Origin of the sequence: Variovorax sp. 54 (assembly GCF_002754375.1) — a bacterium.
GTDB lineage: Bacteria > Pseudomonadota > Gammaproteobacteria > Burkholderiales > Burkholderiaceae_C > Variovorax.
Map to the genome: position 1 here is coordinate 5,372,757 of NZ_PEFF01000001.1, position 18,758 is coordinate 5,391,514.

Annotated in this window: 20 protein-coding genes; 15 read left to right on the plus strand and 5 right to left on the minus strand. The window is 67.3% G+C overall.

The window, feature by feature from the left end:
- The first annotated feature begins 63 nt into the window (after nucleotides 1-63).
- Nucleotides 64-435: a hypothetical protein gene (locus CLU95_RS24545; RefSeq protein WP_143606058.1), complete on the plus strand. Its 372-nt coding sequence runs from the start codon at nucleotides 64-66 to the stop codon at nucleotides 433-435.
- A 149-nt stretch (nucleotides 436-584) separates the two neighbouring features.
- Here the strand turns inward: CLU95_RS24545 and CLU95_RS24555 are convergent, their stop codons facing one another.
- The gene (locus CLU95_RS24555) at nucleotides 585-791 is read right to left on the minus strand and encodes a hypothetical protein (protein WP_099796004.1); all 207 of its coding nucleotides are present in this window, start codon (nucleotides 789-791) and stop codon (nucleotides 585-587) included.
- A gap of 146 nt (nucleotides 792-937) precedes the next feature.
- Here CLU95_RS24555 and CLU95_RS24560 point away from each other — a divergent pair, with 146 nt between their 5' ends.
- The 12 genes from CLU95_RS24560 to ntrC all read left to right on the plus strand — a co-directional run bounded on the left by CLU95_RS24560 (nucleotide 938) and on the right by ntrC (nucleotide 14,670).
- Nucleotides 938-2,533 carry a class I SAM-dependent methyltransferase gene (locus tag CLU95_RS24560; protein WP_099796005.1) on the plus strand — a complete coding sequence of 532 codons (1,596 nt, stop codon included), beginning with the start codon at nucleotides 938-940 and terminating at the stop codon, nucleotides 2,531-2,533.
- A gap of 59 nt (nucleotides 2,534-2,592) precedes the next feature.
- Nucleotides 2,593-4,329, plus strand: coding sequence for a gamma-glutamyltransferase (ggt, locus tag CLU95_RS24565; protein WP_099796006.1), 1,737 nt, complete (start codon nucleotides 2,593-2,595; stop codon nucleotides 4,327-4,329).
- A 61-nt stretch (nucleotides 4,330-4,390) separates the two neighbouring features.
- Entirely contained in the window at nucleotides 4,391-5,134 is a 744-nt protein-coding gene (locus CLU95_RS24570; RefSeq protein ID WP_099797466.1) for a pseudouridine synthase, read from the plus strand.
- A 105-nt stretch (nucleotides 5,135-5,239) separates the two neighbouring features.
- Nucleotides 5,240-6,247, plus strand: coding sequence for a YncE family protein (locus CLU95_RS24575; protein WP_099796007.1), 1,008 nt, complete (start codon nucleotides 5,240-5,242; stop codon nucleotides 6,245-6,247).
- A complete protein-coding gene (locus CLU95_RS24580; RefSeq protein WP_099796008.1) occupies nucleotides 6,231-7,052 on the plus strand; it encodes a polysaccharide deacetylase family protein in 822 nt (273 codons plus the stop codon). The genes CLU95_RS24575 and CLU95_RS24580 overlap by 17 nt, the downstream gene beginning before the upstream one ends.
- Nucleotides 7,053-7,068: 16 nt before the next feature.
- Nucleotides 7,069-8,043, plus strand: a complete 975-nt coding sequence (locus CLU95_RS24585) for a sterol desaturase family protein (protein WP_099796009.1) — start codon at nucleotides 7,069-7,071, stop codon at nucleotides 8,041-8,043.
- Between the two features lie 55 nt (nucleotides 8,044-8,098).
- Nucleotides 8,099-8,998: an EI24 domain-containing protein gene (locus CLU95_RS24590; protein ID WP_099796010.1), complete on the plus strand. Its 900-nt coding sequence runs from the start codon at nucleotides 8,099-8,101 to the stop codon at nucleotides 8,996-8,998.
- Nucleotides 8,995-9,795, plus strand: coding sequence for a competence/damage-inducible protein A (locus CLU95_RS24595; RefSeq protein WP_180288671.1), 801 nt, complete (start codon nucleotides 8,995-8,997; stop codon nucleotides 9,793-9,795). The genes CLU95_RS24590 and CLU95_RS24595 overlap by 4 nt, the downstream gene beginning before the upstream one ends.
- 147 nt (nucleotides 9,796-9,942) lie before the next feature.
- Nucleotides 9,943-11,358 carry a type I glutamate--ammonia ligase gene (gene glnA / locus CLU95_RS24600; RefSeq protein WP_062470904.1) on the plus strand — a complete coding sequence of 472 codons (1,416 nt, stop codon included), beginning with the start codon at nucleotides 9,943-9,945 and terminating at the stop codon, nucleotides 11,356-11,358.
- Nucleotides 11,359-11,504: 146 nt separating this feature from the next.
- The gene (locus tag CLU95_RS24605) at nucleotides 11,505-12,032 is read left to right on the plus strand and encodes a hypothetical protein (RefSeq protein WP_099796012.1); all 528 of its coding nucleotides are present in this window, start codon (nucleotides 11,505-11,507) and stop codon (nucleotides 12,030-12,032) included.
- A gap of 11 nt (nucleotides 12,033-12,043) precedes the next feature.
- Nucleotides 12,044-13,123, plus strand: coding sequence for a nitrogen regulation protein NR(II) (glnL, locus tag CLU95_RS24610; RefSeq protein WP_099796013.1), 1,080 nt, complete (start codon nucleotides 12,044-12,046; stop codon nucleotides 13,121-13,123).
- A 26-nt stretch (nucleotides 13,124-13,149) separates the two neighbouring features.
- Nucleotides 13,150-14,670 (plus strand): nitrogen regulation protein NR(I), encoded by a 1,521-nt coding sequence (gene ntrC / locus CLU95_RS24615; protein WP_099796014.1) that lies wholly within the window; start codon nucleotides 13,150-13,152, stop codon nucleotides 14,668-14,670.
- Nucleotides 14,671-14,696: 26 nt separating this feature from the next.
- On the opposite strand, the gene CLU95_RS24620 is transcribed toward ntrC, so the two are convergent.
- The 4 genes from CLU95_RS24620 to CLU95_RS24635 all read right to left on the minus strand — a co-directional run bounded on the left by CLU95_RS24620 (nucleotide 14,697) and on the right by CLU95_RS24635 (nucleotide 16,798).
- Nucleotides 14,697-15,227 (minus strand): hypothetical protein, encoded by a 531-nt coding sequence (locus CLU95_RS24620; protein ID WP_099796015.1) that lies wholly within the window; start codon nucleotides 15,225-15,227, stop codon nucleotides 14,697-14,699.
- 5 nt (nucleotides 15,228-15,232) lie between these two features.
- Entirely contained in the window at nucleotides 15,233-16,018 is a 786-nt protein-coding gene (gene xth, locus CLU95_RS24625) for an exodeoxyribonuclease III (protein WP_099796016.1), read from the minus strand.
- Between the two features lie 272 nt (nucleotides 16,019-16,290).
- The gene (locus CLU95_RS24630) at nucleotides 16,291-16,542 is read right to left on the minus strand and encodes a general secretion pathway protein GspL (RefSeq protein ID WP_099796017.1); all 252 of its coding nucleotides are present in this window, start codon (nucleotides 16,540-16,542) and stop codon (nucleotides 16,291-16,293) included.
- A 10-nt stretch (nucleotides 16,543-16,552) separates the two neighbouring features.
- Entirely contained in the window at nucleotides 16,553-16,798 is a 246-nt protein-coding gene (locus CLU95_RS24635; RefSeq protein ID WP_099796018.1) for a hypothetical protein, read from the minus strand.
- A 321-nt stretch (nucleotides 16,799-17,119) separates the two neighbouring features.
- Here CLU95_RS24635 and CLU95_RS24640 point away from each other — a divergent pair, with 321 nt between their 5' ends.
- Both CLU95_RS24640 and CLU95_RS24645 read left to right on the plus strand, forming a co-directional pair.
- Nucleotides 17,120-18,070, plus strand: a complete 951-nt coding sequence (locus CLU95_RS24640; RefSeq protein ID WP_099796019.1) for a LysR family transcriptional regulator — start codon at nucleotides 17,120-17,122, stop codon at nucleotides 18,068-18,070.
- A gap of 157 nt (nucleotides 18,071-18,227) precedes the next feature.
- Nucleotides 18,228-18,737 (plus strand): hydroxyquinol 1,2-dioxygenase, encoded by a 510-nt coding sequence (locus CLU95_RS24645; protein WP_099796020.1) that lies wholly within the window; start codon nucleotides 18,228-18,230, stop codon nucleotides 18,735-18,737.
- The last annotated feature ends 21 nt before the right edge of the window (nucleotides 18,738-18,758 follow it).

Sequence of the window (18,758 nt, forward strand, 5' to 3'; positions counted from 1 at the left end):
GGCGAACGAGGCCTACACCGCCGCCAGCGTCCCGGTGAAAGCTTCGGGGCATGGGTGAACGCCATGCGCAATCCAACGAAATCGATGTGTGCCGGATGCCTTGCGATCGCTGTGTTCAGCGTCGCGTCGCTCGTCGCCGGGCCAGCCGCCGCGCAGTCGGCCGACAAGCCGCCGCCACCACCGGTCAAATCGGAGGCGCAACCCGGCCCCGACCCCGAGTTCCTCGTGAAGCCGCCTCCCCATGGCAATCCGCGGCTGGTGAAACCCGCGCCGCCCGACCGGGACCCCGGCATGGTGAAAAAGCCACCGGCAGACGCCAAGCCGGTCGGCGAGAACAAGGACAGCAAGCCCCGCGTTGACGATCCCGGCGCGCCCTCGCGCCAGGACGACTGCCGGGGCACCGCCGAGGACTGCAAGCAGAACTCCCCGCGCTGACGCTGCGAACGGAAGGACGCGCTTCGACGCTTGAGGTGCTACTGATCGCGTCGCCGGGCTGCCTGCGCAAGACCTGCGACCGCGAGCGCGGCCTGGCGCTGATCGATATCGACGCCTGAGCAGGCGTCAGCTGTGCGCGGTGGGCTTGTTTACTGGCACTGGAACAGCACGCCCGATTCGGCGGGCGCCTTGCCAAGCCACTTGGGGTCCTGTCCCTTGGCGCTGCAGTAGTCCGAGGCCTGGGTGTAGGTCATGGCGCGCAGCACACCGTCGCGGAAGGGAACGATCTGGTTGGGCGGCGTCGAGCAGCCGGCAATGATCAAAGCCAGGGGAAACAGAGTGATGCGCCAGTTCATCGGGCCATTCTAAGGAGGTCGCACAGGCGCCGAAGTCCGCGCCGAGAGGGAGGGCGGGTCGACCCGCACCGGCTTCTTTTTGCGAGGGCACGGGGCTATAGTCTGCGAGCACTGCTGCAGCCCCTCCCGCTCCCCAAAGGACGTTCGTGCCGGACTCTCTGACTTCCACGCTCACCAGCTACTACGATGCGGTGCCCTACGACTCGCACCCGTTCCCCCAGTCCGCCGTGGAGCACCTGGAAGCCCTGGCTTTCCTGTTCGGCCTCGATGCGCCGCCGCCCCGGACCGCGCGCGTGCTGGAACTGGGCTGCGCCGCCGGCGGCAACCTGATTCCATTCGCGGTGCGCCACCCGGAGGCGCACGCGGTGGGCGTCGACCTGTCGCGCGTGCAGGTGGCCCAGGGCGCCGCCGCGCTCGATCAGGCGGGGCTGTCGAACATCGAGTTGAAGACCTTCAACATCGCCGACATCGACGCCTCGTTCGGCCTCTTCGACTACATCGTCTGCCACGGCGTCTACAGCTGGGTGCCGGGGCCGGTGCAGGACGCCATCCTGCGCATTTGCTCGGAGAACCTGGCGCCCAATGGCGTGGCCTACGTGAGCTACAACGTGTACCCGGGCTGGAAGGCGCGCGAGATCGTGCGCGACGCGATGATCTTGCGCGGCGGCCCGCGCGACACGCCCGAAGAAAAGCTCTCGTACGCGCGCGGCATGCTCGAATTTTTGGAGCAGTCGGCCCGGGCCGACAGCGTGCTCAAGAAGACGCTCGAAGAGACGATGCCGATCGTGCGCAACTCCGGCAATTACTACCTGCTGCACGAGTTCCTCGAGCCCTGCAACGAGCCCTGCTATTTCAAGGCGTTCGTCGCCCGTGCCGAGGCCCGTGGGCTGGCCTACCTGTGCGACGCCGAGCCCTCGACCATGTTCGTGCAGAACTACGGCGAGAAGGTGCGCGACCCGCTGTTGCGCGAATGCGGCGGCAGCCAGGTGATGATGGAGCAGTACCTCGACTTTCTGGTCAACCGCACCTTCCGCCAGACGCTGCTGGTGAAGCAGGGCAACGCCGCGAACATCCGCTACCGGCTCGAAGTCCCCCGCCTGCGCGCGCTGGAATTCGCCGGCATCTTCCGCGTCGATGGCGGTGATGCGCTCACCATCGACACTCGCGAGCAGCCCTGCACCGCGCTGCGCGACCTGAAGGTCACCTTGCGGCTGCCGGCGCACAAGGCGGTGGCGCAGGCGCTCGACGCGAGCTATCCGTGTTCGATGTCGACCGAAGCGCTGCTGGCCGCCGTGGTGACGCTCACCGACGAGCCGCGCGCGGCCGTCGAGCCGATCGTGCTCGCCATGCTCGAAGAGCTGTTGATTCTGGGCGCGCTGCGCATCCGGCGCACGCCGGTGCCGGCGGCTTCGTCGGTGTCCGCGTTGCCGCAGGTGCTGGCACCCGTGCGCCGCGCGCTGGCCGGCATGCCTGCATCGCAAGCGTCGGCCGTGCTCTGCAACCAGTGGCACGAGCCGGTGTCGCTCTCGGTGCTCGAGCGCAGCCTGGTGCCGCTGCTCGACGGGGCGCACACGCACGAGGCGCTGGCCGTTTTCCTGCTCGACGAGGTGCGCGCCGAACGCCTGCGCTTCCTCAAGGACGACCAGCCGCTGACCGACCCGTCGGCGCTCCACGCCTTCGCGCAGGAGCAGGTCGCGCAGGCGCTGCAGAGCCTGCGGCGCAAGGCGCTGCTCACGGCCTGACGGCCCGCACCATTCACCCCTCCCTCATTCTTCATCCAACGCACAGAGGAGACTTTTCCATGCAGCACTTCAAGTGGACCCCCACATTGCGCGCCGCCGTCGCGGCCGCGCTCACGTTGGCGGCGGCCGGGGCCTCGCAGGCCGCGTCGCAGGCGCCGGTCGCGGCCGAGCACGGCATGGTCGTGAGCGCGCAGCACCTGGCCAGCAAGGTCGGCGTCGATGTGCTCAAGCGCGGCGGCAACGCGGTCGATGCGGCCGTGGCCGTGGGCTATGCGCTGGCGGTGGTGTATCCGGCCGCCGGCAACCTGGGCGGCGGCGGCTTCATGACCGTGCAGCTGGCCGACGGCCGCAAGACTTTTCTCGACTTCCGCGAGAAGGCTCCGCTGGCCGCCACGGCCAACATGTACCTCGACAAGGACGGCAACGTCGTCAAGGGCCTGAGCACCAACGGCCACCTCGCCGTGGGCGTGCCGGGCTCGGTCTCGGGCATGGAATACGCGCGCGAGAAGTACGGCACGATGAAGCGCGTCGACCTCATCGCCCCGTCGGTCCAGCTGGCCGACAAGGGCTTCGCGCTGGAGCAGGGCGACATCGACATGCTGCTCACCGCCACCAACGACTTCAAGAAAGACCCGGTCTCCGGCGCCATCTTCCTGAACAAGGGCGAGCCCTTCGCGGTCGGCCAGAAGCTGGTGCAGAAAGACTTGGCCAAGACGCTGAAGGAAATCAGTGCCAAGGGCACCGACGGCTTCTACAAGGGCTGGGTCGGCAAGGCGATCGTGGCGTCGAGCCAGGCCGGCAAGGGCATCATCACGCAGGCCGACCTCGACCAGTACAAGACGCGCGAACTCGCGCCGGTCGAGTGCGACTACCGCGGCTACCGCGTGGTGTCGGCGCCGCCGCCGAGCTCGGGCGGCGTGATCATCTGCGAGATGCTCAACATCCTGGAGGGCTACCCGCTGAAAGACCTGGGCTACCGCTCGGCCGAGTCGGTGCACTACCAGATCGAAGCCATGCGCCATTCCTACGTGGACCGCAACAGCTACCTGGGCGACCCCGACTTCGTGAAGAACCCGCTCGATCGCCTGCTCGACAAGGGCTACGCCGCGAAGATCCGCGCTGCCATCGACCCGAAGAAGGCCGGCGTGTCCAAGGACATCAAGCCCGGCGTGGCGCCGCATGAAGGCAGCAACACCACCCACTACTCGATCACCGACAAGTGGGGCAATGCGGTGTCGGTCACCTACACGCTGAACGACTGGTTCGGCGCCAAGGTCACGGCCGACAAGACGGGCGTGCTGCTGAACAACGAGATGGACGACTTCACCTCGAAGGTCGGCGTGCCCAATCTCTACGGCCTGGTGCAGGGCGAGGCCAACAAGATCGAGCCGGGCAAGCGCCCGCTGAGCTCGATGAGCCCGACCATCGTGTCGAAAGACGGCAAGCCGGTGTTCGTGGTCGGCACGCCGGGCGGCAGCCGCATCATCACGGCCGTGCTGCACACCATCCTGAACGTGGTCGACTACGGCATGAACGTGCAAGAGGCCGTCGATGCGCCGCGCTTCCACCAGCAGTGGCTGCCCGACGTGACCAACGTCGAGACCTTCGCGATCAGCCCCGACACCCGCAAGATCCTGACCGACATGGGCCACAACCTGGGCGTGCCGCAGCCGGCCAACCACCTGGCGGCGATCATCGTCGGCGCGCCCTCGCTGGGCGGCAAGCCGGTGGGCGCGAATCGCTTCTACGGCGCCAACGATCCGCGCCGCAACACGGGCTTGGCCGCCGGGTACTGAACCTGCGGCACACTTGAAGGCGGTCGTGCCCCTGTCGGCACGGCCGCTTTTTTCATTTTTCATGCACCTGCAAGACATCCTCTATACCCAGGGCTTCGGCACCCGCCGCGTGTGCGCGGGCCTGGTCCAGCAAGGCCACGTGAGCATTGCCGGCGCGGCCGTGACCGATCCCTTTGCCGACCTCGACCCCGAAGGCCTGCTCTTCACCGTGCAGGGCACCGAGTGGGCCTGCCACGAGAAGGCCTACCTGATGCTGCACAAGCCGGCCGGCACCGAGTGCTCGCAGAAGCCCTCGACCTACCCGAGCATCTACACGCTGCTGCCGTCGCCGCTGCGGCTGCGGCCCAACAAGGGCGCGGTGCAGGGCGTGCAGGCCATCGGCCGGCTCGACCAGGACACGACCGGCCTGCTGCTGCTGACCGACGACGGCCAGTTCATCCACAAGATGGGCTCGCCCAAGCACCATGTGCCCAAGGTCTACGAGGTGACGGCCAAGCACCCGATCGACGAGGCGCAAATCGCCAAGCTGCTGGCCGGCGTGGTGCTCGACGACGACCCGAAGCCCGTGCGCGCGGCGGCCTGCGAATCGGACAGCCCGTTGCACCTGCGGCTCACGCTCACCGAAGGCAAGTACCACCAGGTCAAGCGCATGCTGGCCGCGGTCGGCAACCGGGTCGAGGGCCTGCATCGCTCGCGCATCGGCGGCCTGGCGCTGCCGGACGACCTGGCGCCGGGCCAATGGCGCTGGCTCACGGCCGAGCAGGTGGCTCAGCTGCGGGCGCCGGTGCCCCGGGCCGCGGCTTGACATAGGTCAAGGCGCGGGGCCCGACAGCGGGTGAGGGGGCACTGGCGGTCAGCTGTTTGTCGGGTTGGGCCGTTAAGATTGTTAACCCTCTCCCGGAACCTTCCCTTGCGACTCCCTGCCCGACCGAACGGCCGCATCGCGGCCTTCCTGCTGTCCTGCCTGACAGCCCTGGTGACCCTCCCCGCCGCGGCGGCGCCGCCGGCCCCCCCACCGGTCTTTGTGCTCAATTCGCTCGACGCCAGCGTGAGCGTGATCAACCCGGTCGACTGGACCGAAAAGCAGCGCATTCCGACCGGCAAGGAGCCGCACCACATCTACATGACGCCCGACGAGAAGTCGGTCATCGTGGCCAATTCGGCGGGCGACTCGCTCACGTTCCTGGACCCGCGCACGGCCGAAGTGCAGCGCGTGGTGTACGGCATCATCGACCCGTACCAGCTGCAGTTCTCGCGCGACATGAAGTGGTTCGTCACGGCGGCCAACCGCCTGAACCACGTCGACGTGTACCGCTGGGACGGCAAGGACCTGAAGCTGGCCAAGCGCATCGCCACCGGCAAGACGCCCAGCCACATCTGGATCGACAACACCAGCACCGTGGCCTACGTCACCATGCAGGACAGCGACGAGCTCATTGCCGTCGACCTGCCCACGCAGACCGTCCGCTGGCGCATGGCCACCGGCGCCATGCCGGCCGACATCTTCGGCGCCCACAACGACAAGACGCTGCTCGTGGGCCTCACCGGCAGCGACGGCGTGCAGGTGTTCGACGTGGCCGGCGCGCAGCCCAAGCTGGTCGGCAAGATCCCCACCGGCAAGGGCGCCCACGCCTTCCGCTCGGCCGGCGACGGCAAGACCGTGTTCGTGAGCAACCGGGTGGCCAACACCATCAGCCGCATCGACCTGAGCACGCTGAAGGTCGTCGCCACCTACAACGTGCCGGGCGGCCCCGACTGCATGGACGTGTCGGCCGACGGCAAGACGCTGTACGTGACCTCGCGCTGGGCCAAGAAGCTCACGGTGGTCGATCTGGCGAGCCAGAAGGTCGTGCGGCAGGTCAACGTCGGCCGTTCGCCGCACGGCGTCTGGACCCTCGACCATGCGAAGCGGACCTGAGCGGGTGCGCACCGCTGGTGTCGCCTTGGCCGTCGCGGCGCTCGCCTGCGTCACCGTGCCTGCGGCCGGCGCACAGGAAGCCGCCGCCTGCGACAAGCCCGTCTACCTGACGCTGGACACCGGCCACATGGGCGTCGCCCCGCTGGTGGCCGACGTGCTCAAGCGCCAGGACGTGCGCGTCACCTTCTTTGCCGCCGCCGAGCGGACCCAGACCGACGGCGACAGCCTGGACGACCACTGGGCGCCGTGGTGGAAGGCGAGGGCGGCCGAAGGCCACGAGTTCGGCTCGCACACCTATGACCACGCCTACTGGCGCGGCGACGTCAATGGCACGCCGCCGAGCTTTCGCATCAAGCCGTCGGCCGGCCCGCAGACCGGGAAAGAGTCGGTCTGGAGCGCAGCCCAGTACTGCGCCGACATCCGCAAGTCGTCCGACCGGCTGGCCGCCATCACCGGCAAGAAGCCGCTGCCGCTGTACCGCGCGCCGGGCGGCAAGACCTCGCCCGCGCTGCTGGCGGCTGCCAAGGATTGCGGCTATGCGCACGTGGGCTGGTCGCCCGCCGGCTTCCTGGGCGACGAGTTGCCGAGCGAGACGTTCAGCAACCCCAAGCTGCTGACGCAGGCGCTGGCGGGCATCCGCCCCGGCGACATCCTGCTGGCGCATCTGGGCATCTGGTCGCGCAAGGACCCGTGGGCGCCCGCCAACCTGGAGCCACTCATCGTCGGGCTGAAGGCCAAGGGCTTCTGCTTTCGCACGCTGCGCCAGCATCCGGACTACCGCGCCTGGATTGCCTCCCACCCTTGACTCCTGAGTTTTCGCCGTGATCGATTGGTTGACCGACGTTTTTTCTGCCATGCAGGGCTGGCTCTTCGAGACCGCCGTGCAGCCGCTGGTGTACGCCATCGGCCTGGGCGGCTGGGCCGAGGACGCTTTCGACGCCACCGGCTGGCTGCTGGTCGGCGTGGTCCAGATCCTGGTGTTGCTGGCCGTGATCGGCCCGCTGCAGCGCTGGCGCGCGGTCGAGCCCGTGACCGACCGCCGCGCCATCCGCACCGACGTGCTCTACACGCTGATCCACCGGCTGGGCCTGTTCCGGCTGGCGCTGTTCTTCGTGCTGCAGCCCGTGTTCGACGACCTGCTCGGCAGCCTGCGCATGGCGGGGTGGGGCACCTTCCACCTGGACGAGGTCTGGCCCGGCGTGACCGACGTGCCGTGGGTGGCCTTTGCCATCTACCTCGTGGTGCTCGACTTTGTCGGCTACTGGATTCACCGCGGCCAGCACCACTTCAACGCGTGGTGGAGCCTGCATTCGCTGCACCACTCGCAGCGCCAGATGACGATGTGGAGCGACGACCGCAACCACCTGCTCGACGACGTGATCCACGACACGCTCATCGTCATCGTGGCGCAGCTGATCGGCGTGGCGCCGGGCCAGTTCATCGCCGTCGTGGCCTTCACCCAGCTCAGCGAAAGCCTGCAGCACGCCAACCTGCGGCTGAGCTTCGGGGCCATCGGCGAGCGGCTGTGGGTCAGCCCGCGCTTTCACCGGCTGCACCACAGCATCGGGCTGGGCCACGAATCGCACGGCAAGAGCACGCTGGGCGGCCACAACTTCGGCGTGCTGCTGCCCTGGTGGGACATGCTCTTTCGCACCGCCAACTTCGAGAACCGCTACGACCCGACCGGCATCCGCGACCAGGTCGAGCCCGGCGCCGACGGCCGCCTGCGCGACTACGGCCAGGGCTTCTGGTCGCAGCAGTGGCTGGGGTTGAAGCGGCTGTTCGGCCGCGCCTGATTCCGTCGCCGAGGCACGGCGGGATCGTCGGGGCCTTGCGCTATCCTCGAACCTCATGCGCCTGCTCCTCGACTCCTTCTGGCGCGCGGTGGCCTATTGCATGCTCCCGCGCGTGATCGTGCTGTCGCTCCTGCCGCTGGCACTCATGGTGCTGCTGGCCGCGGGGCTCGGTTACTTCTACTGGGACGCGGCCGTCGCCTGGACGCGCGAAGCCCTCGACGCCTGGCCGCTGCTGTCCAGCTTCTGGGCCTGGATCGGGCGCCTGTTCTCGAGCGACGTCACGGCTGCGCTGGCGCCGCTGGTGGTGGTGTTCGGCGTCACGCCGCTGATCGTGGTGCTGTCGCTGCTGATCGTGGCCGGCTTCATGGCGCCGGCGCTCACCAAGCTCGCGGCCGAACGGCGCTTTCCGACGCTGGAACAGAAAAAGGGTGCCTCTTTCTTCGGCAGCGTGCTGCGTTCGCTCGGCGCCACCTTGCTGGCGCTGATTGCCCTCGTGGTGTCGATGCCGCTGTGGCTCATTCCGCCGCTGGTGCTGATCCTGCCGCCGCTGATCTGGGGTTGGCTCACCTACCGCGTGATGAGCTTCGATGCGCTGGCCGAGCACGCCAGCCCCGAAGAACGCGCCACGCTGCTGCGCACCCACCGGCTGCCGCTGCTGTGCATCGGCGTGCTGTGCGGCTACCTGGGCGCCGCGCCGAGCATCGTCTGGGCCTCGGGCCTGCTGTTCGCCGCCGCCTTCTTCGTGCTGGTGCCGATCGCCATCTGGATCTACACGCTGGTCTTTGCTTTCTCTGCGCTCTGGTTTGCCCACTACTGCCTGGACGCGCTGGCCCAGCTGCGCGCCCAGCGCGCGGCGCTGCAGCCCGCGGCCGGCAGTGGGCTGCAGCAGACGCTCGAGGCGGCCGAAGCCACCGAGGCCAACAAGGCCGCTCTCTCTCAATGGGGTTCACCATGACACGCGCATTCGGTCTCATCGTCGTCGGCGACGAGATCCTTTCCGGCAAGCGGGCCGACAAGCACATGGCCAAGGTCATCGAGTTGCTGGCCGCGCGCGGCCTGCAGCTGGGCTGGGCCGAGTACGTGGGCGACGAGCCCACGCGGATCACCGCGGCCCTCATGCGCGCCTTCGCCTCGGGCGACATCGTGTTCTCGACCGGCGGCATCGGCGCCACGCCCGACGACCACACCCGCCAGTGCGCCGCCCAGGCCCTGCGCGTGCCGCTGGCGCTGCACCCCGAGGCCGAAGTGCTGATCCGCGAGCGCATGCAGGACACGGCCAAGGAGCAGGGCGTGCCGTACGAGCCCGACCGGTCCGACAACATCCACCGCCTGAACATGGGCGTGTTTCCGCAGGGCGCGTCGATCATCCGCAACCCGTACAACAAGATTCCGGGGTTCAGCGTCGAGCACGTCCATTTCGTGCCGGGCTTTCCGGTCATGGCCTGGCCGATGATCGAGTCGGTGCTCGACAGCCGGTATGCCGACCTTTTCACCCGCAACGCCATCGCCGAGAAGTCCGTGATCGTTTTCGGTGCGATGGAAGCCACCCTCACGCCGTTGATGCAGGCCATCGAGCAGGCCCACGCCGGCATCAAGGTGTTCAGTCTCCCCAACGTGGATCACCCGCAGTACGGGCGCCACATCGAGCTGGGCGTCAAGGGCGACCCCGGGCTGCTCGATGCCGCCTATGGCCAGCTCATCGAAGGCCTGCACACCTTTGATGCGAAGCTTGGCCCTGAATTGGTGCGTTAATTCGTATCGCACCATTTTGGTGATTAATTCCTTTTCCGGCAGCCCCTGGGCCGTCACCCGGGCCTCATCCGGCGGGGTGACAATGGCACAGAAACTGCATCCTTCCGTTCCCGTATTCCTAACCACCATCCAACTCAGGAGAAACTGATGGCAAAGACCGTCGCCGATGTACTCAAGCTCGTCAAGGAAAACGAGGTCAAGTTCGTCGACTTGCGCTTCACCGACACCCGCGGCAAAGAGCAGCACGTCACCGTGCCTGTGTCGCATTTCGATGAAGACAAATTCACCTCGGGCCACGCGTTCGACGGTTCGTCCATCGCCGGTTGGAAGGGCATCGAAGCCTCGGACATGCAGCTCATGCCCGACCCGAACACCGCCAACATCGACCCGTTCTTCGAAGAAACGACGCTGATCCTGACCTGCGACGTGATCGACCCGGCCGACGGCAAGGCCTACGAGCGCGACCCGCGTTCGCTCGCCAAGCGCGCCGAGGCGTACATGAAGGCTTCCGGCCTGGGCGACACCGCCTACTTCGGACCGGAACCCGAATTCTTCGTGTTCGACGGCGTGCGCTGGAAGAACGACATGTCGGGCTGCTTCGTGAAGATCGAGTCCGAAGAAGCCTCGTGGAACACCGACAAGGAGTTCGAGCACGGCAACAGCGGCCACCGTCCCGCAGTCAAGGGCGGCTACTTCCCCGTGCCCCCGGTCGACAGCTTCCAGGACATGCGCTCGGAAATGAGCCTGGTGCTCGAATCGCTGGGCATCCCGGTCGAAGTGCATCACCATGAAGTGGCCAACGCCGGCCAGCTCGAAATCGGCACCCGCTTCAGCACGCTGGTTCAGCGCGCCGACTGGGTCCAGCTGCAGAAGTACGTGATCCACAACGTGGCCCACGCCTACGGCAAGACCGCCACCTTCATGCCCAAGCCCATCGTTGGCGACAACGGCTCCGGCATGCACGTGCACCAGTCGGTCTGGAAAGACGGCAAGAACCTGTTCGCCGGCGACGGCTATGCAGGCCTGTCGGACTTCGCGCTGCACTACATCGGCGGCATCATCAAGCACGCCCGTGCCCTGAACGCCATCACGAACCCCGGCACCAACAGCTACAAGCGCCTGGTGCCCGGCTTCGAAGCCCCGGTGAAGCTGGCCTACTCGGCCAAGAACCGCTCGGCCTCGATCCGCATTCCGTTCGTGGCCAACCCGAAGGGCCGCCGCGTCGAAGCGCGCTTCCCCGATCCGCTGATGAACCCGTACCTGGGCTTTGCCGCGCTGCTGATGGCCGGCCTGGACGGCGTGGAAAACAAGATCCATCCGGGCGAAGCCGCCAGCAAGGACCTGTACCACCTGCCGCCGGAAGAAGACGCGCTGATCCCGACCGTCTGCCACAGCCTGGACCAGGCCCTGGAGCACCTGGACAAGGACCGTGCGTTCCTGACCAAGGGCGGCGTGTTCACCGACTCGTACATCGACGCGTACATCGACCTCAAGATGCAGGAAGTCACGCGCTTCCGCATGGCGACGCATCCGGTCGAATTCGACATGTACTACTCGCTGTAAAAAGCGTGGTACCCGGCCCGCCTCGGCGGGCAGGTAAGACAAAAGGACGGCCCCGGCCGTCCTTTTTCCTTGGTGCGGAACATCCCATCGTGAGAGGGCCCGAATTGCATCAAAATGCGCGTTTGTCGCGCCCTCTCCGGAATCAAATGAAGACTGTCTCCCTGATTTTCCTGGCCGCCGCCTCGTTCGCCACCGCCACGGCGGCGCTCGCGCAAGAGCGCGTCTGGCGTTGCGGCAACGAGTACACCAACAACGCGACCGTGGCCCAGCAAAAGGGCTGCAAGATCATGGAAGGCGGCAACGTCACCGTCGTGCAGGGCACGAAGCCCTCGGGCGGTGGTGGTGGCGGCAGCGCGTCGTCGTCGGGCGGCTCATCCGCCGCGCGCGCTCCGGCGGGCAGTCCGCGCGTCGAAGGCGTCGACCAGCGCGCCCGCGACGGCGAGGCGCGCTCTGTGCTCGAAACCGAGCTGCGCAAGGCCGAGGCGCGCCAGACCGAGCTCAAGAAGGAATTCAACAACGGCGAGCCCGAGAAGCAGGGCAGCGAAGGCCGCAACTACCAGAAGTACCTCGACCGCGTGGCTGAAATGAAGGCCGAACTCGCGCGCAACGAGAGCGACATCGCCGGCATCCGCCGCGAAATCGGCCGCCTGCCCGGCAAGCCGCAAGCGCAGTAAGCGGCGTCACCATGGTGTTCGGGAAGAAGGCGACTGGCGCCAATCCGCGCTTTCGTGCCTTCGACCTGCTGTCCACGCTGATCGCGGTGGTCAACAGCGACGGCTCGGTGCTGTTCGCCAACGCAGGCCTCGAAGACGCGCTGGGTACCTCGCGGCGCACGCTAGAGGGCTCGCAGTTCGGCGCCTGTTTTCATGAGCCGCAGGTGCTGCGCACCGCGCTCGACGGCGCCAGCAGCAACGACTTCGCCACGCTGCGCTACGAGGCTTTTTTGCGGCGCGTGAACCACGAGCTGATGCCCGTGCAGGTCACGCTCGCACACGGCGACAAGAAGGGCGAGCTCATCATCGAGATGTCGCCGCTGGAGCAGCAGGTGCGCCAGGACCGCGAAGAGCGCCTCATCGACCAGGCGCAGGCGAACAAGGAACTCATCCGCAACCTTGCGCACGAGATCAAGAACCCGCTGGGCGGCATCCGCGGCGCGGCGCAGCTGCTGCAGATGGAGGTCGAGTCGCGCGACCTCATCGAATACACCCAGGTCATCATCCATGAGGCCGACCGGCTGCAGACGCTGGTCGACCGGCTGCTGGCGCCGCACCGGCGTCCGCACGTGGTGGGCGACGTGAACATCCATGAGGTGTGCGAGCGTGTGCGCTCGGTCATCCTGGCGGAGTTCTCGCGCGACCTGCACATCGAGCGCGACTTCGACGTCTCCATTCCCGAGTTCCGCGGCGACCGCGAGCAGCTCATCCAGGCCACCCTCAACATCGCGCACAACGCGGCGCAGGCCCTGGCCGAGCGCCGCGCGGCGGGCGATGCGCAGATCACTTTCAAGACCCGCGTGGCCCGACAAGTGATCTTCAACAAGCAGTGGTATCGATTGGCACTGGAATTGCATGTCATCGACAATGGACCGGGTGTGCCGGACACGATCAAGGACCGCATCTTCTATCCGCTCGTTTCGGGCAGGGAAGGCGGAACCGGGCTGGGACTGACGCTTGCGCAGACTTTTGTGCAGCAGCATCACGGCGTGATCGAGTGCGACAGCGTCCCGGGCCGAACCGATTTCAAGATATTGATTCCGCTGCCCTAGGGCAGCCCCGGCAACAGAGGAGATGCATGAAGCCGATCTGGATAGTTGATGACGACCAATCGATACGCTTCGTGCTCGAGAAGGCACTGCTGCGCGAAGACATGCCCACGCGCAGCTTCACGAACACACGCGAAGTGCTGGCCGCACTCGAACAGGCCGAGGGTGACGAGCAGCAGGGCCCGCAGGTCCTGGTGAGCGACATCCGCATGCCGGGCGGCTCGGGGCTCGACCTGCTCGACAAGATCAAGGCCAAGCACCCCGGCCTGCCGGTCATCATCATGACCGCCTTCTCCGACCTCGACAGCGCGGTCTCGGCCTTCCAGGGCGGCGCCTTCGAGTACCTGCCCAAACCCTTCGACCTGCCGCGCGCCGTGGAGCTGATCCGCCGCGCCGTCGACGAAAGCCAGCGCGAAGAGGTGTCCGAAGAGCGCATGGTCGCCGCCCCCGAGATGCTCGGCCAGGCGCCCGCGATGCAGGACGTGTTCCGCGCCATCGGCCGGCTGTCGCAGAGCAACGTCACAGTGCTCATCACCGGTGAATCGGGCTCGGGCAAAGAGCTGGTGGCACGCGCGCTGCACAAGCACTCGCCGCGCGCCAACGGCCCCTTCGTGGCGATCAACACCGCCGCCATTCCTAAGGACCTGCTCGAGAGCGAACTCTTCGGCCACGAGCGCGGCGCCTTCACCGGCGCGCAGACCATGCGCCGCGGCCGCTTCGAACAGGCCGAGGGCGGCACGTTGTTCCTCGACGAAATCGGCGACATGCCTTTCGACCTGCAGACGCGCCTGCTGCGCGTGCTCAGCGACGGCCACTTCTACCGCGTGGGCGGCCACAACTCGGTCAAGGCCAACGTGCGCGTCATCGCCGCCACCCACCAGGACTTGGAGCAGCGCGTGAAGCTCGGCGGCTTCCGCGAAGACCTGTTCCACCGCCTCAACGTGATCCGCCTGCGTCTGCCCGCGCTGCGCGAACGCGGTGAAGACGTGCCCGCGCTCACGCGGCACTTCTTGCAGCAGAGCGCGCGCCAGCTGGGCGTCGAGCCCAAGCGCATTTCCGACGCCGCACTTGCCAAGCTCGCGACCTTCGGCTTCCCCGGCAACGTGCGTCAGCTCGAGAACATCTGCCACTGGCTGACCGTGATGGCGCCGGCGCAACTGATCGAGTCGAAAGACCTGCCGCCTGAAGTGATGGCGGTCAGCGGGGCGGACGTGCATGCGGCAGTGGCCGAGGTTGCGGCGCCCGTGCAGGCTGCAGCGCCATTGGCAGTCGAGCGCGACGCTTCGGCACCAGTTGCCGCCGCCCCCGAGGCGGTGTCAGGCGCACCGACCGGCCCCAGCGCCTGGGAAAGCGGCCTCGAAGCTGAAGCCCAGGCCCTGCTCGCCGCAGGCCGCACCGACGTGTGGGACGTGCTCACGCGCCGCTTCGAATCGCGGCTGATCCTCACCGCGCTGGCCAACACGCGCGGTCGGCGCATCGAGGCGGCCCAGAAGCTGGGCATCGGGCGCAACACGATCACCCGGAAAATCCAGGAACTCGGTATCGAATGAAAAGGCCCTCTCAGGGCCTTTTTTTATTACCGGCTGCGTTGGCCTAGCGTGAGCGAGTCGAGCTGGAACTTGCCGCTCTTGTCCCAGAGCCAGGTGTCGACGTACGTGTGGCCGCCGAGCTTGCCGGGGCTCGGCAAGGGCGAGGTCGCCTTGATCAGGTCCGCGATCATCGGCGGCACTTCGGGCGCATGGCTGGGCACGCGGCTGAAGGTCACGTTGGTGATCTTGCCGTTCGCGTCGATCTCGGTCTCGACCACCACCACGGCGTACACCAGCGGCGGGATCTTGCCCTTGTAGATGCGGCTGGCGTAGGCCTTGTAGATGTGGCGCGCGCCGGTCTTGCGGTAGGTGCGGATCGCGGGCGTCTGCGCGGTGATGAGCCGCACCGTCGGCACGTCGCGACTGCCTTCCGTGGCGGTTTCGCCGCTGGGCGATGTGCTGCCCGTGCCGCTTTCCGAGCCGCCGCCCGGCTTGAGGACCGAGCAGGCGGCCAGCGCGAGCGCCGCCGCGGCGATCGCGGCAGAACGGGCCAGGCGTGCGGCGATCGGCGTCGTCATGGCCGTCAGGCGCCTGGGCCGAGTTCGAGCACCACCGGGGTGTGGTCGCTCGGCTTTTCCCACTTGCGCGGCACGCGGTCGATGACGCAGCCCTTCACGCGCGGCAGCAGCGGCTCGCTCACGAGGATGTGGTCGATGCGCAGGCCGCGGTTCTTCTGGTAGCCCAGCATGCGGTAGTCCCACCACGAGAAGCTCTTTTCGGGCTGTTCGAACATGCGGAAGCTGTCCGTCAGGCCCAGGCCGAGCAGCGCCTTGAAGTGGTCGCGCTCTTCGGTCGTGTGGTGGATCGTTTCCTTCAGGCCCACCGGGTCGAAGCTGTCGCGGTCTTCGGGCGTGACGTTGAAGTCGCCCAGCAGCACGAGGTTCGGGTGCGCCGCGAGCTCACGGGCCACGTAGGCGTGCAGTGCGTCGAGCCACTTCATCTTGTAGGCGAACTTCTCGCTGCCCGGCTCCTGGCCGTTCACGAAGTAGCCGTTCAGCACGCGCAGCGGGCCCGAGGGCGTGTCGACGGTGGCCGCGATCACGCGCGACTGCTCGTCGGCGAAGTTCTCGATGTTCTTCACCACGTCGCGCAGCGGCGAGCGGCTGAGGATGGCGACGCCGTTGTAGGTCTTCTGTCCGAACACCGCCGCCTCGTAGCCGGCCGACTTCAGCACCTCGAGCGGAAACTTGTCGTCGGTCATCTTGAGCTCTTGCAGGCAAAGCACATCGACCGGGTTGGCGATGAGCCAGTCGAGCACGTGCTGCAGACGCGCGGTGAGGGAGTTGACGTTCCACGTGGCGATTTTCATGGCGGCGCTGAGTGATTGATTTCGAAAATTCTGTTGCGGGTGCGTGGGGTGCCGTGGGCGTGTGTGCCCGGCCCTGTACGCGGCGGGGGCGCTGCACCGTGGCCGGGCGCGCCTCGCCAGCTTAGCAAAAGCTTCGTGGGGCCCGGGCAGGGTATGGGTAAGCGGGCGCAACAGCAACACCCGCAGGGCGGGTGTGCGGCGCATGGGCCGGGCGGGGGGGCGAGTCGCACCGGGGCCGGGCGACGGGTCTCAGTGGCGGATGGACGCCGGAATCAGGGCGCCGCGCCCACCGCGTTGGCGGCCCGGCAGGTGTCGACCTCCAGGCGCGTGGGCAGCGCAAAGCAGCGGGCGTCCGCCTCGCGCGCCACGGCTTCGCGCAGTTGCCGTTCCTGCGCCGTCTCCACCTGCAGCTCGACGAGCCACTTCATGAGCAGCGCCATCACGATCAGCAGCACCACGGAGGCCGCGAGCAAGGTCGTGCGCCAGCTCTGGACGCGGAAGACGGAAGCGTTGGACGTGCTCATGTGTTGATCCTCAGCGCGACAGCTGCGGAAAGATCCAGATGCTCATGCCGAGCACCACGCCCGCGCCCAGCGACATCGCCGCCGCGGTCGCGAACAGGCAGGCCACGACCAGGCTCGGCACGACCACCGACATGCTCAGGAATGCGATGGCGACGAGCACATAGGCCAGCACGGGCAGCAAGGCGATGTAGGCCGGCCGCGGGGTGCCGGCAGGCAGCTCGTCGGGACTCATGTCACGCAGAAACGGGTTCAGCATGGCGAGTCGGTGGCGAGGTCCGAAGGCGCAGGCGCGCGCATCGCGCTGGCGATCGTGGATGTGTTCATGGGGCTCCCTGCGGTCACTGTTTTTTTCTCGCACGCCGCGCCGGCCCTCGCCGAACGCACGCGGTGCAACGAACGGGACGATAGTTGCGTCATTAACAATTGCACAGGGAAATGCGCACATTTGTGAGTGATTTGCGTGCGACACGGCCAATCTCCGCGCCGGTTTGCGCAGTACGTCACACGCATGCGGCGCCGGACCCTGCAGACCCCGCCAGGCGCGCCCCGTCCGCAGAACCGCTACATTGCATGCCCCATGGACCGCCTCGAGAACATAGAGACCTTCGTGCGGGTCGCACAGACCCAGAGCTTTGCCGAGGCCGCGCGCCAGCTGCGGGTGTCGAAGTCGGTGGTGACCAGCCGCGTGAAGCAGCTCGAAGACCATGTCGGCGCGCCGCTGTTCCACCGCAGCACGCGCGTGGTCCGGCTCAGCGACGTGGGGCAGGCCTTCCTGCGCGACTGCGTCGAGCTGGTCGGCCGGGCCAACAACATCATGGACCAGATGCGCGACGCCAAGGACGGGCCCACCGGCACGCTGCGCGTGCATGCGCTCACCGGTTTCGTGCTGGGGCATTTCGCCACATTGCTGCGGGCCTTCCAGGTGAGCTTTCCGGACATCCACCTCGAACTCATCGTGAGCGATGCGGTGGTCGACCCGGTGAAGGCGGGTGTCGACTGCGCGCTGCAGATCTTTCCGGCGGCGTCGACCGATCTGGTGTCGCGCCCGCTGTTTCCGGTGCGCCGCGTGTTCTGCGCCACGCCCGAGTACCTGGGCGCGCACGGCCGGCCCGCGAGCCCGCGCGAGCTGCACAAGCACACGCTCGGCCTGTACTCGGGCTACCCCACGCGCGACCGCTGGACCTTCCACCACGCGGGTGAACAGGTCACGATGTACATGAGCGCCGCGTTGCTCACCAACAGCGTCCACCTGCTGCGCGAATACGCCATGGAGCACGCCGGCATCGTCTGCCTGCCGACGCTGGTGGCCGGCGAGGCGATCCTGCGCGGCGACCTGGAAGTGGTGCTGCCGGCGCACCAGCTGTCGTCGTTCTCGCTGAACGCGGTGTACGCGGGCACCTCGCGCAATGCCTTCAAGCTGCGGCTGTTCATCGAGCACCTGACCCAGGCCTTCTCGAAGGTGCCGCCGTGGGACGCGGCCATGATCGAACGGGGCCTGCTGCCGCCGGGCCTGATCTCGGACGCCTGACGCGAACGTCGTCCGTTCCGGGGTAAACCCTGTGCATTGACCGGATTTGCCGAACAATGCGGCCCGCGTTTCGGGCCTACCGCTCCGGCCCCCCGTTTCCTACAGTGCAGACATCGCAGCCGCCACGCTGCATCGTCCGGCACCTCAGGAGACACCCATGACCGTCGCATACCAGACCCGCTTCGGGTCCCTCAAGCATTTCGAGAAAGGCCACGTCGAACCGATCGACGACGACGTGCGCCACTACGCGTTCTCCAACTGCTTCGAGATCGCCAGCATCAGCGCACCGTACGAGAAGGTCGTGTTCGGCCAGAACCAGATCTACGTGCTGGAAACGCTTCGCGCCGAAGGCACCTCGCCCTGGTACACGAGTGCGCACGACGAGTTCGCGCTGGTGATGGACGGCGAGGTCGAAGTGCACCTCGTGCAGCTCGATGCGGCCCAGACCGTGGCCGACACCGAGAAGAACGGCGCCGTGTGCGTGAAGGGCGAACCCCAGGGCAAGAAGATGGGCTGGATGAAGCTCTCGCGCGGCCACCAGGGCCTGCTGCCGAAGAACACGGCCTACCAGTTTCGCGTGACCGGCGACCCCGGCGTGATCGTGCTGCAGACCTGCAAGGGCGATTTGTCGGTCGAGAAATGGGCCGACATCTGCCAGACGCACTGAACGCACCCGCCATCCAGGAGC

Excerpts from the sequence above, each read along its gene's own strand:
- CLU95_RS24545 (WP_143606058.1), top strand. The coding sequence starts at position 64 with ATGCGCAATCCAACGAAATCGATGTGTGCCGGATGCCTTGCGATCGCT.
- CLU95_RS24640 (WP_099796019.1), top strand. The coding sequence starts at position 17,120 with ATGGACCGCCTCGAGAACATAGAGACCTTCGTGCGGGTCGCACAGACC.
- CLU95_RS24635 (WP_099796018.1), bottom strand. The coding sequence starts at position 16,798 with ATGCTGAACCCGTTTCTGCGTGACATGAGTCCCGACGAGCTGCCTGCC.
- glnL (WP_099796013.1), top strand. The coding sequence starts at position 12,044 with ATGGTGTTCGGGAAGAAGGCGACTGGCGCCAATCCGCGCTTTCGTGCC.
- CLU95_RS24590 (WP_099796010.1), top strand. The coding sequence starts at position 8,099 with ATGCGCCTGCTCCTCGACTCCTTCTGGCGCGCGGTGGCCTATTGCATG.
- CLU95_RS24570 (WP_099797466.1), top strand. The coding sequence starts at position 4,391 with ATGCACCTGCAAGACATCCTCTATACCCAGGGCTTCGGCACCCGCCGC.
- CLU95_RS24595 (WP_180288671.1), top strand. The coding sequence starts at position 8,995 with ATGACACGCGCATTCGGTCTCATCGTCGTCGGCGACGAGATCCTTTCC.
- xth (WP_099796016.1), bottom strand. The coding sequence starts at position 16,018 with ATGAAAATCGCCACGTGGAACGTCAACTCCCTCACCGCGCGTCTGCAG.
- CLU95_RS24620 (WP_099796015.1), bottom strand. The coding sequence starts at position 15,227 with ATGACGACGCCGATCGCCGCACGCCTGGCCCGTTCTGCCGCGATCGCC.
- ntrC (WP_099796014.1), top strand. The coding sequence starts at position 13,150 with ATGAAGCCGATCTGGATAGTTGATGACGACCAATCGATACGCTTCGTG.
- CLU95_RS24580 (WP_099796008.1), top strand. The coding sequence starts at position 6,231 with ATGCGAAGCGGACCTGAGCGGGTGCGCACCGCTGGTGTCGCCTTGGCC.
- glnA (WP_062470904.1), top strand. The coding sequence starts at position 9,943 with ATGGCAAAGACCGTCGCCGATGTACTCAAGCTCGTCAAGGAAAACGAG.
- CLU95_RS24645 (WP_099796020.1), top strand. The coding sequence starts at position 18,228 with ATGACCGTCGCATACCAGACCCGCTTCGGGTCCCTCAAGCATTTCGAG.
- CLU95_RS24630 (WP_099796017.1), bottom strand. The coding sequence starts at position 16,542 with ATGAGCACGTCCAACGCTTCCGTCTTCCGCGTCCAGAGCTGGCGCACG.
- CLU95_RS24605 (WP_099796012.1), top strand. The coding sequence starts at position 11,505 with ATGAAGACTGTCTCCCTGATTTTCCTGGCCGCCGCCTCGTTCGCCACC.
- ggt (WP_099796006.1), top strand. The coding sequence starts at position 2,593 with ATGCAGCACTTCAAGTGGACCCCCACATTGCGCGCCGCCGTCGCGGCC.
- CLU95_RS24555 (WP_099796004.1), bottom strand. The coding sequence starts at position 791 with ATGAACTGGCGCATCACTCTGTTTCCCCTGGCTTTGATCATTGCCGGC.